At 42.3% G+C, this 20,461-nt stretch carries 19 protein-coding genes; 16 read left to right on the top strand and 3 right to left on the bottom strand.

All coding sequences use genetic code 11. The annotated features are described in order from the left end of the window. Positions 1-58 precede the first annotated feature (58 nt). The 10 genes from EAE91_RS03375 (at position 59) to hemB (ending at position 9,000) form a co-directional block, all read left to right on the top strand. Complete coding sequence (locus EAE91_RS03375) at positions 59-841, top strand: tyrosine-protein phosphatase (RefSeq protein ID WP_214087244.1); 783 nt, start codon at positions 59-61, stop codon at positions 839-841. A 320-nt stretch (positions 842-1,161) separates the two neighbouring features. After that, positions 1,162-1,698, top strand: a complete 537-nt coding sequence (locus EAE91_RS03380; RefSeq protein WP_376744729.1) for a DedA family protein — start codon at positions 1,162-1,164, stop codon at positions 1,696-1,698. A gap of 165 nt (positions 1,699-1,863) precedes the next feature. Next, positions 1,864-3,159, top strand: a complete 1,296-nt coding sequence (rmuC, locus tag EAE91_RS03385) for a DNA recombination protein RmuC (protein WP_376744750.1) — start codon at positions 1,864-1,866, stop codon at positions 3,157-3,159. A gap of 72 nt (positions 3,160-3,231) precedes the next feature. Continuing rightward, positions 3,232-3,987: a bifunctional demethylmenaquinone methyltransferase/2-methoxy-6-polyprenyl-1,4-benzoquinol methylase UbiE gene (gene ubiE / locus EAE91_RS03390; RefSeq protein ID WP_214087247.1), complete on the top strand. Its 756-nt coding sequence runs from the start codon at positions 3,232-3,234 to the stop codon at positions 3,985-3,987. A 1-nt stretch (position 3,988) separates the two neighbouring features. Next, positions 3,989-4,639, top strand: a complete 651-nt coding sequence (gene ubiJ / locus EAE91_RS03395; RefSeq protein ID WP_214087248.1) for a ubiquinone biosynthesis protein UbiJ — start codon at positions 3,989-3,991, stop codon at positions 4,637-4,639. Further along, complete coding sequence (gene ubiB, locus EAE91_RS03400; RefSeq protein ID WP_214087249.1) at positions 4,626-6,266, top strand: ubiquinone biosynthesis regulatory protein kinase UbiB; 1,641 nt, start codon at positions 4,626-4,628, stop codon at positions 6,264-6,266. The genes ubiJ and ubiB overlap by 14 nt, the downstream gene beginning before the upstream one ends. A 99-nt stretch (positions 6,267-6,365) precedes the next feature. Continuing rightward, the gene (gene tatA, locus EAE91_RS03405) at positions 6,366-6,626 is read left to right on the top strand and encodes a Sec-independent protein translocase subunit TatA (protein WP_214087250.1); all 261 of its coding nucleotides are present in this window, start codon (positions 6,366-6,368) and stop codon (positions 6,624-6,626) included. A 3-nt stretch (positions 6,627-6,629) separates the two neighbouring features. Beyond that, positions 6,630-7,073 carry a Sec-independent protein translocase protein TatB gene (gene tatB, locus EAE91_RS03410; RefSeq protein WP_214087251.1) on the top strand — a complete coding sequence of 148 codons (444 nt, stop codon included), beginning with the start codon at positions 6,630-6,632 and terminating at the stop codon, positions 7,071-7,073. Positions 7,074-7,094: 21 nt separating this feature from the next. Continuing rightward, a complete protein-coding gene (gene tatC, locus EAE91_RS03415; protein WP_214087252.1) occupies positions 7,095-7,877 on the top strand; it encodes a Sec-independent protein translocase subunit TatC in 783 nt (260 codons plus the stop codon). 109 nt (positions 7,878-7,986) lie between these two features. Beyond that, the gene (hemB, locus tag EAE91_RS03420; protein ID WP_214087253.1) at positions 7,987-9,000 is read left to right on the top strand and encodes a porphobilinogen synthase; all 1,014 of its coding nucleotides are present in this window, start codon (positions 7,987-7,989) and stop codon (positions 8,998-9,000) included. A 49-nt stretch (positions 9,001-9,049) separates the two neighbouring features. Here the strand turns inward: hemB and rfaH are convergent, their stop codons facing one another. Continuing rightward, positions 9,050-9,538 carry a transcription/translation regulatory transformer protein RfaH gene (gene rfaH, locus EAE91_RS03425; protein ID WP_105399364.1) on the bottom strand — a complete coding sequence of 163 codons (489 nt, stop codon included), beginning with the start codon at positions 9,536-9,538 and terminating at the stop codon, positions 9,050-9,052. Positions 9,539-10,135: 597 nt separating this feature from the next. Between rfaH and ubiD the strand changes: the two genes are divergently transcribed. Both ubiD and fre read left to right on the top strand, forming a co-directional pair. Continuing rightward, positions 10,136-11,608, top strand: coding sequence for a 4-hydroxy-3-polyprenylbenzoate decarboxylase (ubiD, locus tag EAE91_RS03430; RefSeq protein WP_214087254.1), 1,473 nt, complete (start codon positions 10,136-10,138; stop codon positions 11,606-11,608). A gap of 10 nt (positions 11,609-11,618) precedes the next feature. Further along, on the top strand, positions 11,619-12,320 hold the full coding sequence (gene fre / locus EAE91_RS03435; RefSeq protein WP_214087255.1) for an NAD(P)H-flavin reductase: 702 nt from the start codon (positions 11,619-11,621) through the stop codon (positions 12,318-12,320). 80 nt (positions 12,321-12,400) lie between these two features. On the opposite strand, the gene fadA is transcribed toward fre, so the two are convergent. Beyond that, positions 12,401-13,567, bottom strand: a complete 1,167-nt coding sequence (gene fadA, locus EAE91_RS03440) for an acetyl-CoA C-acyltransferase FadA (protein ID WP_046397217.1) — start codon at positions 13,565-13,567, stop codon at positions 12,401-12,403. 11 nt (positions 13,568-13,578) lie between these two features. Continuing rightward, positions 13,579-15,765, bottom strand: a complete 2,187-nt coding sequence (gene fadB, locus EAE91_RS03445) for a fatty acid oxidation complex subunit alpha FadB (RefSeq protein ID WP_214087256.1) — start codon at positions 15,763-15,765, stop codon at positions 13,579-13,581. A gap of 272 nt (positions 15,766-16,037) precedes the next feature. Between fadB and pepQ the strand changes: the two genes are divergently transcribed. Genes pepQ through hemG form a run of 4 tightly spaced genes read left to right on the top strand, consistent with a single transcriptional unit; the run spans position 16,038 to position 20,033 of the window. Continuing rightward, positions 16,038-17,372 carry a Xaa-Pro dipeptidase gene (pepQ, locus tag EAE91_RS03450; RefSeq protein ID WP_214087257.1) on the top strand — a complete coding sequence of 445 codons (1,335 nt, stop codon included), beginning with the start codon at positions 16,038-16,040 and terminating at the stop codon, positions 17,370-17,372. Continuing rightward, the gene (locus tag EAE91_RS03455) at positions 17,372-17,983 is read left to right on the top strand and encodes an IMPACT family protein (protein ID WP_214052400.1); all 612 of its coding nucleotides are present in this window, start codon (positions 17,372-17,374) and stop codon (positions 17,981-17,983) included. The genes pepQ and EAE91_RS03455 overlap by 1 nt, the downstream gene beginning before the upstream one ends. A gap of 37 nt (positions 17,984-18,020) precedes the next feature. Continuing rightward, the gene (gene trkH / locus EAE91_RS03460) at positions 18,021-19,472 is read left to right on the top strand and encodes a Trk system potassium transporter TrkH (RefSeq protein ID WP_214087258.1); all 1,452 of its coding nucleotides are present in this window, start codon (positions 18,021-18,023) and stop codon (positions 19,470-19,472) included. A gap of 24 nt (positions 19,473-19,496) precedes the next feature. Then, positions 19,497-20,033, top strand: coding sequence for a menaquinone-dependent protoporphyrinogen IX dehydrogenase (gene hemG, locus EAE91_RS03465; RefSeq protein ID WP_214087273.1), 537 nt, complete (start codon positions 19,497-19,499; stop codon positions 20,031-20,033). Positions 20,034-20,461 lie beyond the last annotated feature (428 nt).

The following is a 20,461-nucleotide window of genomic DNA, read 5'->3' on the forward strand; positions in this document are numbered from 1 at the left end:
TTATTTTAAAGAGAAATCTGTTAATGTCTTAACACCTAACAATGGATTAAGAGTCATCATGATCACAACATCTTTATTGCATCCATCAGTGCTTCCCCTCAATGGAGGAATTAATTTTCGTGATTTAGGTGGTAAAAGAGTAGCGAGTGGTGGAAAAATCAAATCAGGTTTACTTTTCCGTTCTGGTTCTCTGGATCGCTTAACAGAAAAAGACCAATCTTTCTTGGCAAATAAAAATCTCTTTCAAATCATAGATTATCGTGATATCAGTGAAATAGCGGATAAGCCAGATTTGGTATGGAATGGCGCTAATTATCATCATGCTCCAGCCAATCCATTATCTGATGAAGTGAATGCGAATCTGGAAAAATTGACGTCAGACATGTTAGAACAATTTAATCCGCAGACGTTTATGTTCCGTCTTTATGAATTACTGCCCCTGAAAAATTCAGCCTATAAGACATTAGTTAACTTACTACAACAACCGGAAAAAGGTGGGATAGTTCAGCATTGTGCGGTAGGTAAAGACAGAACCGGTGTAGGTTCTGCTCTGGTATTGTTTGCTTTGGGGGCTGATTTGGATACGGTAATGGACGATTATTTAGTGACTCACTCTACTTTGGCTCCTTACCGTGAATATTTGTTAAATGAGCATGCGAAAACCATGAGTGATGATGTAGTTGATAAATTCGCTTATGTTTATTCAGTGAGAGAAGAGTTTTTAATGACGGCATTAAACAGTATTAATCAGCATTATGGCAGTGTAGATATATGGCTGGAGAAAGATCTTGGCCTTGATTTCTCTGCTCGTAAGAAATTACAAGGTTATTTCCTTGAATAAAAAGTTGGTTTAATTCTGGTTAATACAGCGGTGGTTAAATTGAATGTGGTATACCCGTTATCTTTCAAGTTGCCTCTTTGTTGGCTGCACTCGCTCACCCCGGTCACATAGTTACCTATGCTCCCGGGGATTCACTCCCTTGCCGTCGCGATGCATCTTGAAATCCATAGGGTATATACCCGTTATTTTTCAAGTTGCCTCTTTGTTGGCTGCGCGCGCTCACCCCAGTCACATATAGTTAGCTATGCTCCCGAGGATTCATTCCCTTGTCGTCGCGATGCATCTTGAAATCCATAGGGGATATTAATCAATATAGGAATATGAATTTGAGTCTTCATGAAATAGTTGATTTGGTAATCGCTTTTGTTAAAGCTCATGATACCTGGATCATGCCGATTGTTTTCTTGCTCGCTTTTGGTGAATCTCTGGCTTTTTTCTCCTTGTTATTACCTGCAACAATTATATTGCTTGGATTGGGTGCATTAATAGGTGAAAGTGGCCTTAATTTCTGGCCAATTTGGTTGGCAGCCGCAGCAGGGGCTTTTTTGGGCGATTGGGTATCTTATATTGTAGGTGCCCATTTTAAAGGTGATGTTGGTAAAATTTGGCCGATTTCCCGTAAACCACAATTACTGACACGAGTACACCATTTCTTTGAACGTTGGGGTATCTGGAGCATTTTCTTCGGTCGATTCTTTGGGCCATTTCGGGCAATTGTGCCATTAGTCGCGGGTATTTGTGCCATGCCATTGCGTTATTTCCAGATAGCGAATATCTGTTCCGCACTTATCTGGTCTTTTGGCGTATTAGCGCCAGGAACGTTTGGTTTGCAATGGTTAGTGAAATGGGTGAGTTAATTGGGAGCGGCTTCGCAGACTGAACTATCTGTGTAAATCATTCTGGACATCTATACAGTGGCAATTTAGTTTATCTGGTCTAAGCATTAGATAGAGGAAGTACCGGTGGGTATCCAGTTGTTATATACGTTGATAGGTACACTTGGTGGCCTGTTGGGCGGTGGTATTCTCGTTTGGTTCTCCGTCCATCAACGTATTCAACAGCAAGAGTTGGAATTACGGAAATTGGACAGCCAACTTGCCGTTGCCAATGAGAAACTTGAACAATCCACTTATTGGCGGGTTGAATGTGAACAGTTGAACCAGGAATTGCGAGCTCAGAGAGAAATCAATAGCGTGCAAGAATCTGAACTGCGGGAAGTGACGACACGTCTGGAAGAGAGTCGCCTTGCGGCTGAAGAGAAACAGCGGTTGCTGATCAACAGTGAACTACGTTTGAATACTCAATTTGAGAATTTGGCTAATCGTATTTTTGAGCAAACGGGTCGTCGTACTGATGAACAAAATCGGCAGAGTCTCAATACGCTTTTAGCGCCATTTCGCGAACAGCTTGATGGCTTTCATCGGCAGGTACAGGAGAGTTTTGGTCAGGAAGCCCGTGAACGTCATACACTTGCACATGAAATCCGTAACTTACAGCAACTGAATGCCCAGATGGCTCAGGAAGCTATCAATCTGACAAATGCCCTTAAAGGTAATAATAAAATTCAGGGAGATTGGGGAGAAGTTGTGTTATCCCGTATTCTGGAAGCTTCTGGTTTACGAGAAGGGCATGAGTTTTGCACTCAGGTAAGCATCAAGGTAGAGGATAACCGCCGTTTCCAACCTGATGTAATTGTTCATTTACCGCAAGGGAAAGATGTGGTCATTGATGCCAAAATGTCGCTGGTTGCTTATGAGCGTTATTTTAACAGTGGCGAGCGGCGTCAGCAGGAGTTAGCCCTTCAAGAACATATCGATTCAATTAAAGGTCATATTCGTGGTTTGAGCCGCAAAGATTACCAACAGTTGCCTGGGCTGAAATCGTTGGACTATGTATTGATGTTTATTCCGGTTGAAGCAGCTTATCTGGTTGCGCTTAACAAGGCACCTGAGCTGCTTGATGAAGCACTTAAACACAATATTATGCTAGTTAGTCCATCAACATTGTTAGTTGCTGTACGTACTATTAATAACTTATGGCGCTATGAGTATCAAAGCCAGAATGCGCGTTTAATCGCCGATAAGGCCGCCCGTATGTACGATAAAATGCGCTTGTTTGTCGAGGATATGCAAGGTTTAGGGCAAAGCCTGGATAAGGCCCAACTTAATTACCGACAGGCAATGAAAAAGTTGACTGAGGGGCGCGGCAACCTGATAAGCCAGGCGGAGAGTTTTCGTAATTTAGGTGTTGAGGTGAAACGTCCGATTGATCCCGAATTGGTTGATAAGGCTAGCCAACCATTCTGTGCTAATGATTAATACCAGGATAGGGTTTTATCTGAAAGGCTGATACACTTTTATAACGCTTTGAATAAAAAATGGGCAAATAACATGGTAGACCAAACGAAACAAACCACACATTTTGGTTTCCGTACGGTAGCAAAGGATGAAAAAGCAGGCATGGTGGCTGATGTGTTTCATTCTGTTGCGACAAAATACGATTTAATGAATGATTTAATGTCGTTTGGCATCCATCGTATTTGGAAGCGTGTGACTATTGATGCCAGTGGGGTGCGCCGAGGTCAGAGGATACTTGATTTAGCTGGTGGTACTGGCGATCTGACTGCCAAATTTTCTCGTATAGTCGGTGAAAAAGGTGAAGTTGTTCTTGCTGATATCAATGAATCTATGCTGAAGGTTGGGCGTGAGAAATTACGTGACGCTGGTATTATTGGTAATGTCAGCTATGTACAGGCCAATGCGGAAGCGTTGCCTTTCCCTGATAATTATTTTAATTGCATCACTATCTCTTTTGGTTTACGCAATGTTACCGAAAAAGAAAAAGCCCTGCGTTCTATGTTTCGGGTGTTGAAGCCGGGTGGACGTTTATTGGTGCTTGAATTTTCTAAACCTTTGTTCGCACCGTTAAGCAAAGCGTATGATGCTTATTCTTTCCATGTGCTGCCAAAAATTGGTCAGGTTTTTGTGCGGGATGCTGATAGTTATCGTTATCTGGCGGAATCCATCCGTATGCATCCTGATCAGGAAACACTTAAAACGATGATGGAAGAGGCTGGTTTTGAACAGGTGACTTTTACCAATATGACTGGCGGCATTGTTGCACTACATAGAGGTTTTAAATTCTGAGATGGAAAGACCATCACTGAGTATAGCTATTAATTCCACACTTACGCCGGTTTTAACCGCAGTGATGGAAACATCGTTGAATTACCTGTTATATCGTGAACCCGTGTTAAGGCCAGCCCGTATGCGGCTGGTAGACAAAGTTTTGTCGATCGAATTAAAAGAAATGAGCACACCACTCACATTGGTGTTTAGTGAGAAACAGGTGGACGTATTAAGCCAATGGAGCGAATCTGCTGATTGCACGGTTAAAACTCACTTTTCTGCTTTGCTTAAATTACGGGATCGCCAACAAATTTCCAAATTGCTCAGTAGCGGTGAAATGGTTATTGAAGGGGATATGCAGGTTGTTCAGCAATGGTCTGCTTTGTTAGATATGGTTGAATGGGATTTGGCCCATTATCTTTCTCCTTATTTCGGGGATATTGCTGCCGAAAGTATTAGTCAAGTCCTTAAAAAAGGATTTCAGTTTGTTTCCGGTTCAGTGGAATGCCAGAAAAATTATCTGGCGGAAGCGTTAACAGAAGAATGGAAACTAGCCCCAAATCAGCTTGAAGTGGCTTATTTCAGTGAAGAAGTTAGTATGTTAGCCAAAGATATCGAGCAAATAGAACAACGATTGGCAGCATTAGAGGGAAAATATGACTCCAGGTGAATTAAGGCGCCTTTATTTGATCATTCGGGTTTTTCTTTCTTACGGATTGGATGAGCTCATTCCTCGAATTCGCTTAACTTGGCCTCTTCGTTTTGGTCGTTATTTATTGTTCTGGCTCCCGAATAGACATAAAGGTAAATCACTTGGAGAGAGGCTGCGACTTGCCTTACAGGAATTAGGGCCTGTCTGGATTAAATTTGGACAGATGCTTTCAACGCGGCGTGATCTGTTTCCTCCCGCGATAGCGGATCAACTAGCATTGTTGCAAGACCGAGTTGCCTCTTTTGATGGTGCTTTGGCGCGTCAATATATTGAAACTGCTTTAGGGGGACCACTGGAAACCTGGTTTGATGATTTTGAACCTATTGCTCTGGCCTCTGCTTCAATTGCTCAGGTCCATACTGCTCGGCTAAAAGAGAATGGACAGGAAATTGTTATCAAAGTCATTCGTCCTGATATTCTACCGATTATCAAAGCGGATATCCGGTTAATGTACCGCCTAGCTAATTGGGTACCGATGTTATTACCCGATGGACGCCGTTTACGTCCTCGTGAAGTTGTGCGGGAATATGAGAAGACGTTAATTGATGAACTGAATTTGCTGCGTGAAGCGGCGAATGCAATTCAACTCCGCCGTAATTTCGAAAATAGTTCAACGCTTTATGTACCAGAAATTTATCCTGATTATTGCCGTGAAAATGTTCTGGTAATGGAGCGGGTTTATGGTATCCCTGTTTCTGATATTGAAGCATTGGAAGCGCAGAATACCAATATGAAATTGTTGGCTGAACGGGGAGTACAGGTCTTTTTTACGCAGGTTTTTCGCGATAGCTTCTTCCATGCGGATATGCATCCGGGAAATATTTTTGTCAGCTATGAACACCCTGAAGATCCGTTTTATATTGGTATTGATTACGGTATTGTTGGTTCTCTTAATAAAGATGATAAACGTTATCTGGCTGAGAATTTTATTGCTTTCTTTAATCGTGATTACCGGAAAGTTGCTGAGCTTCATGTGGATTCAGGCTGGGTTCCTGGTGATACCAATGTTGAAGATTTTGAATTTGCAATCCGTACGGTTTGTGAGCCAATATTTGAGAAGCCACTTGCTGAAATTTCATTTGGTCATGTACTTCTGAATCTATTTAATACTGCACGTCGTTTTAATATGGCAGTGCAGCCTCAATTAGTTCTTCTACAAAAGACGCTTTTGTATGTAGAAGGATTAGGACGGCAGCTTTATCCACAGCTTGATTTGTGGAAAACAGCAAAACCTTTTCTGGAGGAATGGCTACATAGCCAGGTTGGATTGCCTGCTGTTATCCGAGCGTTGAAAGAAAAGGCACCTTATTGGGCCGAAAAGTTGCCAGAACTACCTGAATTAGTGTATGACAGTCTTCAGCAGCATAAACATTTGCAAGTGAGTATTGAGAAGTTATCAGGTCATTTAAAAGGGCAACAGATAAAACAGCGACAGTCGCAGTACTTGCTTGGTGTTGGTGCGACATTGTTTCTCTGTGGTAGCTTATTTTTGTTGTCTGGCTTGGCAAATATTCCTTGGTTGTTTATAGGCGCGGGTACGGTTTCATGGTTTTTTGGCTGGTGTCGTCTGAGTAAAATTGAGTAAAATTTGTTTTAGGGCAGATTTTTTTTGAAGGTCGGTTATAGTTCGTCTTATGTATAATGAGCTATTAAAATAATCCCTGTTAAATAGAGGTAAATCAGAATGGGCGGTATAAGCATTTGGCAATTACTCATTATTGCGGTCATTGTGGTGCTGTTGTTCGGCACGAATAAACTCCGTACTTTGGGTTCTGATCTTGGGGCATCTATTAAAGGTTTTAAAAAGGCAATAGGGGATGATAATCAGCCTCAACAGGCTCAGAAAACCAGTAGTGATGCCGATTTTGAGACTAAAAACATTACTGAAAAACAATCTGTAGCTCAATCTGCAACATCTGAGAGCAAAAACAAAGAGCAGGTATAAACCGTGTTTGACATTGGTTTTAGTGAGCTACTGCTGGTTATGGTTATTGGCTTGGTGGTTTTGGGGCCAGAACGGCTACCGGTGGCAGTAAAAACAGTTGCTGGTTGGATCAGGGCGCTGCGCTCTTTAGCGACTAACGTCCAAAATGAGCTGGCACAAGAACTGAAATTGCAGGAGCTTCAGGAAAGCCTGAAAAAAGTTCAAGAAGAAGCGGGGTTGCAGAATTTATCCCCAGAACTAAAAGCGTCGATGGATGAGCTAAAAGAAGCTGCTGAGTCTTTGAAAAAAGCATACCAAAATGAACCTGATGCAGAGAGTATGAAAGCATCAGAAATAAATGAGGTGGCACAAAAGTCGGCAGCGTCTCAGGTTGAGGCTTCATCTAAGCCTTCTGCTCCAGTGAATGATCAAACGGCTTCTGCAACGAAGAAGAAAACTTCTGATTAAGTTAATGGTGAACACTAAAACATGGCTGTTGATGATACCCAACCACTTATCAGTCACCTTATTGAACTGCGTAAGAGAATTCTAAACAGTTTACTTACTGTATTAGTGGTTTTTTTAGCATTGGTTTATTTTTCTAACGACATCTATCAAATGATTTCTGCGCCTTTGATTAAGCAATTGCCTCAAGGTGCCAGTATGATAGCGACAGATGTTGCTTCTCCCTTTTTTACGCCAATAAAACTGACCATTATGGTGTCGATATTCGTATCTGCACCTATGGTTCTCTATCAAGTATGGGCATTTATTGCACCTGCGTTATATAAACATGAACGCCGCTTGATGATCCCTCTGCTTGTTTCCAGTAGCCTGTTGTTTTATTTGGGGATGGCATTTGCTTATTTTGTTGTATTTCCGATTGCTTTTGGATTCTTTGCTAAAACGGCACCTGAAGGGGTGCTGATTGCAACGGATATCAGCAACTACTTAAGCTTTGTTATGGCACTGTTTATGGCCTTTGGCGTCTCTTTTGAAGTGCCCGTTGCCATTATTTTATTATGCTGGAGTGGGGTAGTTACCCCTGAGTCCTTGAAGAAAAAGCGTCCGTATATTCTGGTCGGTGCTTTTGTTGTTGGCATGTTGTTAACGCCGCCGGATGTTTTCTCGCAAACCTTGTTGGCTATTCCTATGTATCTGTTGTTTGAACTGGGGATTTTGCTCTCCCATTTTTATATCGGACAGCGGAAATTGGGGGATCGTTCAGAGGACGATGAGCAGGAGTCACCAAAAACCAATACGGAAAAGTGATAATAGTAATCTTAACATGTTGTTCTGTAGTGCTAAGATAATTAACACGAAGCGATAGCATATTAATTAACCCAGCGCCCTCACGCTGGGTTTGAGTTAGGAGAGCTATATGAGCTATGCATTTCCAGGAACTTTCCCTGGTCGACGTATGCGCCGGTTGCGCTGTCATGATTTTTCCCGCCGTCTGGTTGCTGAAAACCAATTAACTGTTAATGATTTAATCTATCCTGTATTTGTGATGGAGGGCGCTAATCGTCGTCAAGAAGTGCCTTCTATGCCAGGGGTGTATCGTCTGACGATGGATCTTTTGCTGAAAGAAGCTGAAGAGATTGCCCGGCTGGGGATTCCTGTGTTGTCTCTGTTCCCCGTTATTGAAGCAGATAAAAAGTCTCTGGGGGCGGAAGAAGCTTATAACCCTGATGGGTTGATTCAGCGTACGGTCCGTGCGTTGAAAGATGCTGTTCCTGAACTAGGGTTGCTAACTGATGTGGCATTAGATCCATTCACTACACATGGTCAGGATGGGATTATCGACCAGGATGGTTATGTAATGAATGATGTCACCAAAGAGATTTTGGTCAAACAGGCATTGTCACATGCAGAAGCTGGTGCTGAGATTGTGGCACCGAGCGACATGATGGATGGACGTATTGGTGCAATCCGTGAACTGTTTGAAGCGGAAGGACATGTAAATACTCAAATTATGGCTTACTCCTCTAAGTATGCTTCTGATTATTACGGCCCATTCCGTGATGCAATCGGTTCAAATCGTAATCTGAAAGGGGGCAATAAAAAAACCTATCAGATGGACCCTGCGAATAGTGATGAAGCATTGCAGGAGATTGCACAGGATTTGCAGGAAGGCGCTGACACTGTAATGGTAAAACCAGGTATGCCTTATCTGGATGTTATCCGCAGGGTAAAAGACACATTCGGTGTACCAACCTTTGCTTATCAAGTATCTGGCGAATATGCCATGCACAAGGCTGCTATTCAGAATGGTTGGTTACAGGAACAGGTAATTGTGGAGTCTCTGTTATGCTTCAAGCGTGCAGGAGCAGATGGTGTACTGACCTATTTTGCGAAACAGGTTGCTCAACAGTTATATGAACAGAAGCGTTAAGGTTTGATTAAAAACGGGCGAATGTAAATTCTGCCCGTTTTTTGTTTGGTTAAATTTTTACAAACTGCTTATTATCGAGTGCCTTAGGTAATTGTTTATTCAGAATATTAAGTAACAGAATAGAACGTGTTTCTCCATCTGGCTCATTGTAGATGGCTTGCAATCCTTCAAAAATTCCTTCGGTGATTAATACCGTATCGCCAGCCACAGGTGTATCGGGTGATACATATTCTTGCTCAGTTGCTGATACGATCTCTTTAATCAGCGTTTCCGGTACGATAGCAGGGTGCACGCCAAAACGGACAAAGTGGCTAACACCGCGCGTTGAATTGATAGTTGTGGTATGAATAGTTTCAGGGTCAAACTGAACAAACAGATAATTAGGAAAAAGTGGTTCTATATTCACAGTACGTTTACCACGGGTTATTTTTTCAATTCTCGCGGTAGGAGTTAGGCAAGCAACATCCTGTCGTTCCAGATTTTCTATTGCTCGTGAAATTTGCCCACGTTTACAGTAAATGAGGTACCAGTTTTCCATCTTTAATTAACCTTTATCCAATGACTATTAAGCATAGCAAAATAGAAAAGGGCATTACAGGCATTATCTTAGTGATAATTGTTTAATGATGCATATTTATTGTTATGAGTGGGGCTTATGTTTTTCAGTAAAAAAGCGATGAGTAATATTTTGGTAAGTGACAGATAAAGTAATTAATATAAAATTGGTTGTTATTTGTTCGGAAAATATTAATAAAAAGAAAAATATCAGTATTTCTGTTGAGTAATTGCAAAATTTGATAGTTATTGAGAAATCATATGGGAAATCTGTGGTGAACGATTGGCTGTATCTTGAGCAGTGAACCCGGTGGAGATAGTGATAGCATTATTTCTGTGGTAAGAGTGAAGGTATCAAGATGTTCCAACTAAACATTTTACTGAATAATTTGATGCTCAAATATTAACTCATTAGGTTCCATTTCGTTGTATTTGACTTTAATGTCGCAAGGTTGAATTAACCCCGTTGCTTTTTAGTAACTTATTGGTTTACTTTGTAGTCTTCCGAAAAAAACACAAAAAAGCTGAGTGGGATGGCTTATAATGTTTACCCCCTTAAAAACCGGCATAAATGAATAGTATGAAATACCGTGACTTAAGAGATTTTCTAACCTTATTGGAGCATAAAGGTGAGTTGAAACGCATCAGTTTTGAAGTTGATCCTTATTTGGAGATGACTGAGATTGCAGATCGTACCCTTCGCGCTGGTGGGCCTGCCTTGTTGTTTGAAAATCCCAAAGGTTATTCGATGCCTGTATTGTGTAATTTGTTCGGTACTGCTGAGCGTGTTGCTATGGGAATGGGGCAGAAAGATGTTAAAGCTTTGCATGATGTAGGTAAGTTGCTAGCTTTTTTGAAAGAACCCGATCCTCCGAAAGGTTTTCGTGATTTACTGGATAAGCTACCGAAATTTAAGCAAGTCCTTAATATGCCAACTAAACGGCTTAATACTGCGCCTTGTCAAGAACATGTTTCGGTTGGTGACGATGTAGATTTAACCCGTATTCCTATCATGCACTGTTGGCCAGAGGATGCTGCGCCATTGATTACTTGGGGGCTGACAGTAACTCGTGGCCCGAATAAAGAGCGGCAGAATCTTGGCATCTACCGACAACAAGTATTAGGTAAAAATAAACTTATTATGCGCTGGTTATCTCATCGTGGTGGTGCGCTTGATTTTCAGGAATGGTGTCAGGCGCATCCAGGAGAACGTTTCCCGGTAGCTGTTGCCTTGGGTGCTGATCCGGCGACAATATTGGGAGCTGTGACGCCAGTTCCTGACACATTATCGGAATATGCATTTGCCGGGTTATTAAGAGGATATAAGACAGAAGTTGTGAAATGCCTTTCAAGTAACTTGGAAGTGCCAGCAAGTGCCGAGATTGTATTGGAGGGGTATATTGAGCCTGGCGAGTTAGCTCCAGAAGGGCCATACGGTGATCATACGGGCTATTATAATGAAGTCGATATGTTCCCGGTGTTCACTGTGACACATATTACTCAGCGGCATGATGCTATTTATCATTCGACTTATACTGGCCGCCCACCAGATGAACCTGCTGTGTTGGGAGTTGCATTGAATGAAGTACTGGTACCAATTTTACAAAAACAGTTTCCTGAAATTGTCGATTTTTATCTGCCTCCGGAAGGTTGTTCCTATCGTCTTGCCGTCGTGACTATGAAGAAACAATATCCGGGTCATGCCAAGCGGGTCATGATGGGGGTTTGGTCATATCTACGGCAATTTATGTATACAAAGTTTGTTATTGTTTGTGATGATGATATTAATGCCAGAGACTGGAACGATGTCATTTGGGCAATCACTACGCGAATGGACCCGGCAAGAGATACCGTATTAATGGAGAATACTCCGATAGATTATCTCGATTTTGCATCGCCAGTTTCAGGATTAGGTTCGAAAATGGGAATGGATGCAACGAATAAGTGGCCGGGAGAGACGCAGAGGGAGTGGGGACGTCCTATTGTGATGAGTGAAGAAGTGCGTACCCGCGTCGACAAAATCTGGGATGAATTAGATATTTTAGGACCATAAGAGGGAACGCATGACAACACTGAGCTGCAAAGTAACCTCTGTAGAGGCTATTACTGATACGGTTTATCGGGTACGGTTATTTCCCGATTCTCCGTTCTCATTCCGCGCCGGTCAGTATCTGATGGTGGTAATGGGTGAGAGAGATAAACGTCCGTTTTCAATGGCATCAACGCCTTCAGAAAAGGAGTTTATTGAGTTACATATTGGTGCTTCTGAACTGAATTTGTATGCAATGGCTGTGATGGATAGAATTCTGGATCAGAAAGTGATCGATATTGATATCCCTCATGGTAAAGCCTGGTTCCGTCAAAGCAGCGCTAATCCGCTGTTATTAATTGCTGGCGGTACGGGGTTTTCTTACACTCGTTCAATATTACTGACAGCGTTAGAAGAACAACCTGAACGTCAGATCTCTATGTATTGGGGAGGCCGAGAATCACAACATTTATATGATCTTGCTGAGTTACGGTTACTTACAGAACGTTATCCTAATTTGAAGGTTGTTCCGGTTGTTGAACAGTCAGAGAATGGTTGGTGTGGACGTACAGGAACCGTGCTTAAAGCAGTACTAGAGGATTTTGGTAGTTTAGCCAATTATGATATCTACATTGCAGGGCGATTTGAAATGGCAAAAATTGCTCGTGAGCGCTTTTGTAGTGAGCGTGATGCTTCTGCTGACAGCATGTATGGTGATGCTTTCGAATTCATATAAAATAATAAAAAAACCCGCCCCTGACAGGCGGGAATTACGGCAACAACGACTCAGTTATAATAATTCTTACAGATAAGTTCTTAATCCATTCTTTCTATAATGGTGGCGATACCTTGGCCTAAGCCGATACACATGGTTGCCAGGCCAAACTGAACATCACGGCGTTCCATTAAGTTCAACAACGTGGTTGTGATACGAGCACCTGAACAGCCTAGAGGATGACCGAGAGCAATTGCGCCACCATTCAGGTTAACTTTGTCATCCATACTATCCAGCAAGTTCAGGCCTTTCAGGCAGGCAAGTGACTGAGCGGCAAATGCTTCGTTTAGTTCCATCACACCAATATCACCCAGTTCTAAACCTGCTTTCTTGAGCGCCATTTGCGTAGCAGGGACTGGACCATATCCCATAATGGAAGGATCGCAACCAACAGCGGCCATAGAACGGATGCGGGCACGAGGTTTCAGCCCCAAATTCTTGGCATAACTTTCACTGGTTATCAACATTGCGGACGCACCATCGGATAAAGCAGAAGAGCTGCCTGCTGTGACTGAGCCTGTTACTGGATCGAATACAGGACGCAGTGCGGCTAGATCTTTCAGATTAGTATCCGGGCGGATCACTTCATCGTAATCAAACAGCTTCAATATGCCATCGGCATCGTGACCATAAATTGCCGATATCTCATTGGAGAATGCGCCTGATTGCGTTGCCTGTGTTGCACGTTGGTGCGAACGAAGCGCAAATTCATCTTGCATTTCACGGCTGATATGGTGAATCTTTGCCAACATTTCAGCGGTTAAGCCCATGACGCCTGCGGCTTTGGCAACGCTCAGACTCATTTTAGGATGGAAATCCACTCCATGAGTCATTGGAACGTGGCCCATGTGCTCTACACCACCAATCAGTGTGACATTAGCTTCTCCGGTCATGATCATACGAGCGCCATCATGCAGCGCTTGCATTGATGAACCGCATAGCCGGTTAACCGTCACGGCTGGTACAGAGTGAGGGATATCAGCCAGTAAAGCTGCATTACGGGCAATGTTGAAACCTTGCTCTAGCGTTTGTTGGACACAGCCCCAGTAGATATCATCGATTTCATGTTGCTGTATTGCCGGATTACGTTTAAATAGCTCTTTCATCAGGTGAGCGGAGAGATCTTCAGCCCGGACCTGACGGAATGCACCACCTTTTGAGCGCCCCATTGGGGTGCGGATGCCATCAATAATGACTACATTTTCCATGTTTCCAGACCTCACGCTGTTTTTCCGGTGCTGACAGCAATTGTTGCTGCTGTAGGGTAGTAACTTTCATTACGTTCAGCTTTGGCTTTCAGACCAGGTGGTACCTGATAAAGAGCACCGAGGTGAGCATAATTTTCAGCCATTTTTACGTAAGCTGCTGTTCCCATTGTTTCCAGATAACGGAAAACACCACCGTGGAATGGAGGGAAACCAAGGCCATAAACCAGAGCCATATCTGCTTCTGCCGGGCTGGCAATGACGCCTTCTTCCAGACAACGGACAACTTCGTTGATCATCGGGATCATAGTACGAGCAATGATCTCTTCACCGGAGAAATTACTCTTCTGTTGGCAGATAGTTGCCAGCAGTTGATCTGTTTGCTCGTCCTGCTCTTTTTTAGGCTTACCTTTCTTATCTTGAGTGTATTTGTAGAAACCAAGGCCGTTTTTCTGTCCGTAACGTTGATTATCATATAAAACATCAATGGCATCTTTATAGTCACGTTTCATACGATCTGGGAACCCTTGGGCCATGACTGATTGGGCATGATGTGCAGTATCAAGACCAATAACGTCAACAAGGTAAGCAGGACCCATTGGCCAACCAAATTCTTTCTCCATGATTTTGTCTATTTGGCGGAAATCACCACCATCACGCAATAGCAGACCAAAGCCAAGGAGATAAGGAAGCAGTACCCGGTTTACAAAGAACCCTGGACAGTCGTTAACGACGATCGGAGTTTTACCTATTTTGCTGGCATAGGCGACTACGGTTGAAATTGTCTTTTCAGACGTTTTTTCACCGCGAATGACTTCAACTAACGGCATGCGGTGTACCGGGTTGAAGAAATGCATACCACAGAAGTTTTCTGGGCGTTTTAGGGATTTAGCTAACTCTGAAATCGGAATTGTTGATGTATTGGAGGCTAGGACGCAATCTTCATTAACCAGAGTTTCAGTTTCTGATAGTACAGCCGCTTTGATTTTTGGATTCTCTACTACAGCTTCAACCACGATTTGAGCCTGTTCGATACCGGCATAATTTAAAGTCGGTTGAATAGAAGAGAGGGTTCTTGCCATTTTTATGGCATCCAGGCGGCCACGTTCAAACTGTTTGTTTAGAAGTTTCGCAGCTTCATTCATACCTAATTCAAGGGCTTGCTGGCTGATGTCTTTCATCATGACAGGAATCCCTTTGCGGGCAGATTGATAGGCTATACCACCACCCATAATTCCTGCACCTAGAACTGCGGCATATTCAGGTGTTGTGACTTCTTTCAGATGTTTTTTTGCCAGTCCTTTTACATACTGGTCATTAAGAAAAATACCTACTAAGGCACGGGCAACACTTGTCTGTGCTAGAGGAATGAAGCCGGCAGTTTCCTGTTTTAATGCTTCATCGCGACCAAATGTAGCGGCTTTTTCTATGGATTTAACTGCGGTGATAGGCGCTGGATAATGAGGACCAGCGACTTTCATCACCATACCTTTTGCCACACTAAAACTCATGCCTCGTTCAATTTCATTGAGTTTCAAAGGCTCTAATTTCGGCTGGCGTGCGGCTTTCCAGTTAAGGTTTCCTGCAATTGCTTGTTCCAGCATTGATACTGCGGAATCAACCAGTTTTTCTTTGGGAACAACAGCATCAATCAAACCGTTTTTCAATGCTTCTTCTGCACCAATGTCTTTACCGGCAGCAATGATATCCAGTGCATTATCAGTCCCGATCAAGCGTGGAAGGCGAACAGAGCCGCCAAAACCAGGCATAATACCAAGTTTGGTTTCTGGCAGCCCAATGCGTACATCCGGGGAGGCTATACGGAAATCTGTAGATAGAACACATTCACAACCACCACCAAGAGCATAACCGTTTATTGCCGAAATGGTTGGCACAGGTAAATCTTCTATCCGGTTTAAAATGCTATTTGAAAAGTTAAGCCATTCTTGCAGTTTTTCTACAGGTGAATCGAATAAAGAGAGAAATTCAGTAATATCTGCACCAACAATAAATGCAGCTTTTTCAGAACGTAATAAAACGCCTTTCAGTCCAGTTTGTTGCTCCAGGCTGGCAACAGCCTTATCGAGAGATGCAACGGTTTTGGTATCTAATTTATTAATCGCGGCTGGGGCATTGAAAACCAGTTCAGCAATGCCATCTTTCAGCCAGCTTACTTGAATTGTTTCACTTTGATAGAGCATGTCGTTCTCCTAAATGAGCGCATACCATCTGGTATGACCAGATGGGTTTGATTGTGGTTATTATGTTAAGTAAATGCAAATGAGTGATTAGTTTTTTGCAAGGGTGATCACAAGTGAGATTTGTATCTCATTGACAATAATTGTTTTTATATTTTGATAAATAAGGTGTTAGCGGGAGCCGATAAATTGAGAGGGTTTTGCGTGATACCTGCAAATATCAATGGCTGTGATAAGCTAATGGTTTAGCCATAAAATAAAAAAGGTCAATTGAAATGGAAAAGTTGGCATCTCTGTACCACGAACATATCTCTACATTGCAGCAACGTACCTGTGAAGCATTGGCTCGTAATCAATTTGATGCTTTGCTGATTCACTCCGGTGAGTTACAGCGTATTTTTCTTGATGATAGAGACTACCCCTTCAAAGTTAACACTCACTTCAAAGCTTGGGTACCAGTAACTAAAGTGCCTAATTGCTGGTTGTGGGTAGATGGTATTAATAAGCCTAAATTATGGTTTTACTCACCGGTAGATTATTGGCATAGCGTAGAACCTCTGCCGACTAGTTACTGGACTAAAGAAGTTGAAATGATTCATCTGGCAAATGCTGGAGATATCAATTCAGTGTTAAGCACTTATGTGAAACAGAATGTTGCTTACATTGGTTGTTCACCACAAAGAGCAAAAGAGATTGGTTTCTCTGAACACAATATTAATCCAAAGTCTGTCCTTGATTATTTGCATTTCTATCGTTCATACAAAACAGATTATGAACTAGCCTGTATGCGTGAAGCACAAAAAACGGCTGTTGTAGGACATTTGGCAGCTTATGAAGCATTTCTGGCTGGAATGAGTGAATTTGATATTAATATCTCTTATCTTATGGCAACAGGTCATCGTGATACAGATGTACCTTATGACAATATTATTGCTATGAATGAGAATGCTGCTGTTTTGCATTACACTGTATTGCAGCACAATGCTCCTTCAGAGATACGTAGTTTCCTGATTGATGCAGGTGCTGAATATAATGGCTATGCAGCAGATATCACCCGTACTTATTCAGCAAAAAGCAATAACGAATTTTCCTCTTTAATTAAAGATATGAATGCTGAACAAAAAGCACTAATCAGTACAATTAAAGCAGGCGTTCGCTATACCGAATATCATGTTCAGATGCATCATCGTATTGCTAATTTATTGAAAAAACATGGTATTGTGAAAGATATTAGTGAAGAAGTTATGGTTGAGAAAGGGCTGACAACGCCATTCTTTCCACATGGCATTGGTCATCCTCTTGGATTACAGGTCCATGATGCGGCAGGGTTTATGCAGGATGATACAGGTACACATTTAGCTGCTCCCGATAGGTATCCTTATCTGCGTTGTACCCGTATTCTGGAGCCTCGTATGGTGTTGACTATTGAGCCAGGTCTTTATTTCATCGAATCTCTGCTTGCACCTTGGCGTGAAAGTGAATTCAGCAAACATTTTGACTGGAATAAAATCGGGATGTTTAAACCTTTCGGTGGTATTCGTATCGAAGACAACATTGTGATCCATGAAAATAAAGTGGAAAACATGACTAGGGATCTTCAATTGCCATAATGAAGCCTTATTTGATACCCGCAGCTTCAGTGAGTTTTACTGAAGAGATTAAAAAAAGTCGCTTTATTACCTTGCTGGAGCATACTTGCGGGGTGGATGAGGCCAAGGAGTTTATCCAACAAGTTAAAGCTCAGTACCCTGATGCCCGCCATCACTGCTGGGCATTTGTTGCTGGTGCGCCGGATGATTCACAACAGTTGGGTTTTTCAGATGATGGTGAGCCTTCAGGGACCGCAGGTAAGCCAATGTTATCCCAGCTTATGGGAAATAATATTGGTGAAATAACCGCAGTTGTTGTCCGTTATTTTGGTGGAATAAAATTAGGTACCGGTGGGTTAGTAAGGGCATATGGAAGTGGTGTCCAACAGGCACTGAAATTGCTGGAAACAAAATATAAGGTTCCACAGAAACTCTGTTCCTTGCAGTGTGAATATGCCCATATCTCTATGATTGAACAGTTATTACAGAAATCATCAGGGCAAATTATTTCCAGTGAGTATGCAGAGAATGTTACTTTGCGAATTTCACTTCCAACTACCTTAGTGGGGGAAGTCGGTGATAAATTACGTGATCTAAGTCGTGGTGTACTGCATTTAACACCCGATCTGTAAATATTCTCTGTCACTGGATTTCTAAGGAACCAGCTAAATGCATTTTCGTGCCATAACCCGTATTGTTGGGCTGCTTGTTATTCTTTTCTCTGTCACCATGATAATTCCAGGATTGGTAGCACTTATCTATCGTGATGGCGCTGGGCGTGCATTTAGTCAGACATTTATTTTTGCCTTAATGATCGGTTTGATGCTTTGGATACCAAATCGGGAGCAAAAACATGAATTAAAGCCCCGGGAAGGGTTTCTTATCGTTGCTTTATTTTGGATAGTGCTTGGTAGCGTCGGGGCTTTACCTTTCATCTTTTCTGAACAGCCAAATCTTTCTATTACAGATGCATTTTTTGAATCTTTCTCCGGTTTAACAACAACGGGTGCTACGACACTGATTGGGCTTGACTCCCTGCCTAAAGCGATTCTTTTCTATCGGCAGATGCTGCAATGGTTAGGTGGTATGGGGATTATTGTGCTGGCTGTTGCAATACTGCCTCTACTTGGGGTTGGGGGAATGCAACTCTATCGGGCTGAAATGCCAGGCCCCTTGAAAGATAATAAAATGCGCCCGCGAATTGCTGAAACGGCAAAAACTTTATGGCTGATTTATGTGTTACTGACAATCGCCTGCGCTTTAGCATTATGGGCTGCGGGGATGTCAGTTTTTGATGCCATTTCTCACAGTTTTTCAACTATCGCGATTGGTGGATTTTCTACGCATGACGCGAGTATTGGTTATTTCAATAGCCCTGCGATAAATACCATTATTGCGATTTTTCTGCTGATTTCTGGTTGTAACTTTGGTTTGCACTTCGCAGTATTAACGGGACGTAGCCTGACAGTATATTGGCGGGACCCTGAATTCCGGATGTTTATCTCCATTCAATTAGTGCTTGTCATTATTTGCACTCTTATCTTATGGCATCACACTGTTTATAAATCGGGGATAGAGACACTAAACCAAGCTTTTTTTCAGGTTGTTTCAATGGCGACAACAGCAGGGTTCAGCACAGATAGCTTTGCTCGTTGGCCGTCATTTTTGCCAATACTGCTATTGTGTTCCGCTTTTATTGGCGGTTGTGCGGGTTCGACGGGAGGAGGATTGAAGGTGATTCGTATCTTATTGCTATTCCTGCAAGGTTCCCGTGAATTGAAGAGATTGGTTCATCCAAATGCGGTTTATACCCTCAAGCTAGGGCGAAGAGCATTACCTGAAAGGATTATTGAAGCTGTATGGGGATTCTTTTCTGCTTATGCTTTGGTATTTATCATTAGTTTATTATTACTTATCGCAACTGGTATAGATGAACTTTCTGCGTTTTCTGCAATAGCCGCTACACTAAATAATCTAGGACCAGGGTTGGGTGTTGTTGCGGATAACTTCACTGCAATGAATCCGGCAGCCAAATGGATATTAGTTGTAACGATGTTGTTTGGGCGCTTGGAAGTATTCACTTTATTAGTTTTATTTACACCAACCTTCTGGCGTGAATAGTCTATATGGGAGAGGGATATGGCTATGAATTATTTGTTACTTTATTCCAGTCGGGATGGGCAGACTAAGAAAATCATTACCCGAATTGCTGAAAATCTACGCAGATCAGGGGAGGTATGTGAGCTCAGAGATTTATCAGCAGTAAAAAAGATCAATTTGGAATCTTATGACAAGGTTATGATTGGAGCTTCGATCAGATATGGTCATTTCAGTTCGGCACTGAAAAAATTTGCAATCTGTCATCAACAACAACTTAATAAAATGCCAACCGCGTTTTTTGGTGTAAATCTGACAGCGAGGAAGCCAGAGAAGCGTACACCAGAAACGAATGTCTACGTTCGTAAATTCCTGTCTAATACTCCGTGGAAGCCAGATTTGTGTGGTGTTTTTGCGGGCGCATTACTTTATCCTCGTTATCATTGGTTGGATCGGGTAATGGTTAAAATGATTATGAAAATGACTGGTGGGGAAACTGATACAACTAAAGAGATTGAATATACCGACTGGCAGCAAGTTGATCGTTTTGCTGATGATTTTCTTAAAGTAGTGAGTAAAAAATAACTGATTTGTTCTTTTTATCAGTGTTTTGTTGAAAAAATCCGCGAACGGCAGTTTTTTTTAAATAAACGCTTGCCAGCGCCAAAGAACTCCCTATAATGCGCCACCACTGACCGACACAACGCTGATAAACATTGTGAGGTCGGGCAGAGAACCAGCCAATAAGCGCTTGACTCTGCGGGCGAAAAGCGTAGTATACGCAGCCCGGCTGAACGAGAATATTAAATTTTAATTCAGCCTGCTCTTTAACAATTAATCAGACAATCTGTGTGGGCACTCACAAGACCGTATCACAAAAAAATACGTTTTAAAGTCTTGAAGAGTGAACAACAGTTAATTCATTACGAACTAATTAGTCAGAATTCTTTGAGCATCAAACTTTAAATTGAAGAGTTTGATCATGGCTCAGATTGAACGCTGGCGGCAGGCCT

The sequence above is a fragment of the Photorhabdus noenieputensis genome (assembly GCF_018448935.1).
Taxonomy (GTDB): Bacteria; Pseudomonadota; Gammaproteobacteria; order Enterobacterales; family Enterobacteriaceae; genus Photorhabdus; species Photorhabdus noenieputensis.

Bases quoted from the DNA above. Each gene is read 5' to 3' on its own strand.
- EAE91_RS03375 (WP_214087244.1), top strand. From the start codon at position 59: ATGATCACAACATCTTTATTGCATCCATCAGTGCTTCCCCTCAATGGA.
- EAE91_RS03380 (WP_376744729.1), top strand. From the start codon at position 1,162: ATGAATTTGAGTCTTCATGAAATAGTTGATTTGGTAATCGCTTTTGTT.
- ubiE (WP_214087247.1), top strand. From the start codon at position 3,232: ATGGTAGACCAAACGAAACAAACCACACATTTTGGTTTCCGTACGGTA.
- ubiJ (WP_214087248.1), top strand. From the start codon at position 3,989: ATGGAAAGACCATCACTGAGTATAGCTATTAATTCCACACTTACGCCG.
- ubiB (WP_214087249.1), top strand. From the start codon at position 4,626: ATGACTCCAGGTGAATTAAGGCGCCTTTATTTGATCATTCGGGTTTTT.
- tatA (WP_214087250.1), top strand. From the start codon at position 6,366: ATGGGCGGTATAAGCATTTGGCAATTACTCATTATTGCGGTCATTGTG.
- tatC (WP_214087252.1), top strand. From the start codon at position 7,095: ATGGCTGTTGATGATACCCAACCACTTATCAGTCACCTTATTGAACTG.
- hemB (WP_214087253.1), top strand. From the start codon at position 7,987: ATGAGCTATGCATTTCCAGGAACTTTCCCTGGTCGACGTATGCGCCGG.
- rfaH (WP_105399364.1), bottom strand. From the start codon at position 9,538: ATGGAAAACTGGTACCTCATTTACTGTAAACGTGGGCAAATTTCACGA.
- ubiD (WP_214087254.1), top strand. From the start codon at position 10,136: ATGAAATACCGTGACTTAAGAGATTTTCTAACCTTATTGGAGCATAAA.
- fre (WP_214087255.1), top strand. From the start codon at position 11,619: ATGACAACACTGAGCTGCAAAGTAACCTCTGTAGAGGCTATTACTGAT.
- fadA (WP_046397217.1), bottom strand. From the start codon at position 13,567: ATGGAAAATGTAGTCATTATTGATGGCATCCGCACCCCAATGGGGCGC.
- fadB (WP_214087256.1), bottom strand. From the start codon at position 15,765: ATGCTCTATCAAAGTGAAACAATTCAAGTAAGCTGGCTGAAAGATGGC.
- pepQ (WP_214087257.1), top strand. From the start codon at position 16,038: ATGGAAAAGTTGGCATCTCTGTACCACGAACATATCTCTACATTGCAG.
- EAE91_RS03455 (WP_214052400.1), top strand. From the start codon at position 17,372: ATGAAGCCTTATTTGATACCCGCAGCTTCAGTGAGTTTTACTGAAGAG.
- trkH (WP_214087258.1), top strand. From the start codon at position 18,021: ATGCATTTTCGTGCCATAACCCGTATTGTTGGGCTGCTTGTTATTCTT.
- hemG (WP_214087273.1), top strand. From the start codon at position 19,497: ATGAATTATTTGTTACTTTATTCCAGTCGGGATGGGCAGACTAAGAAA.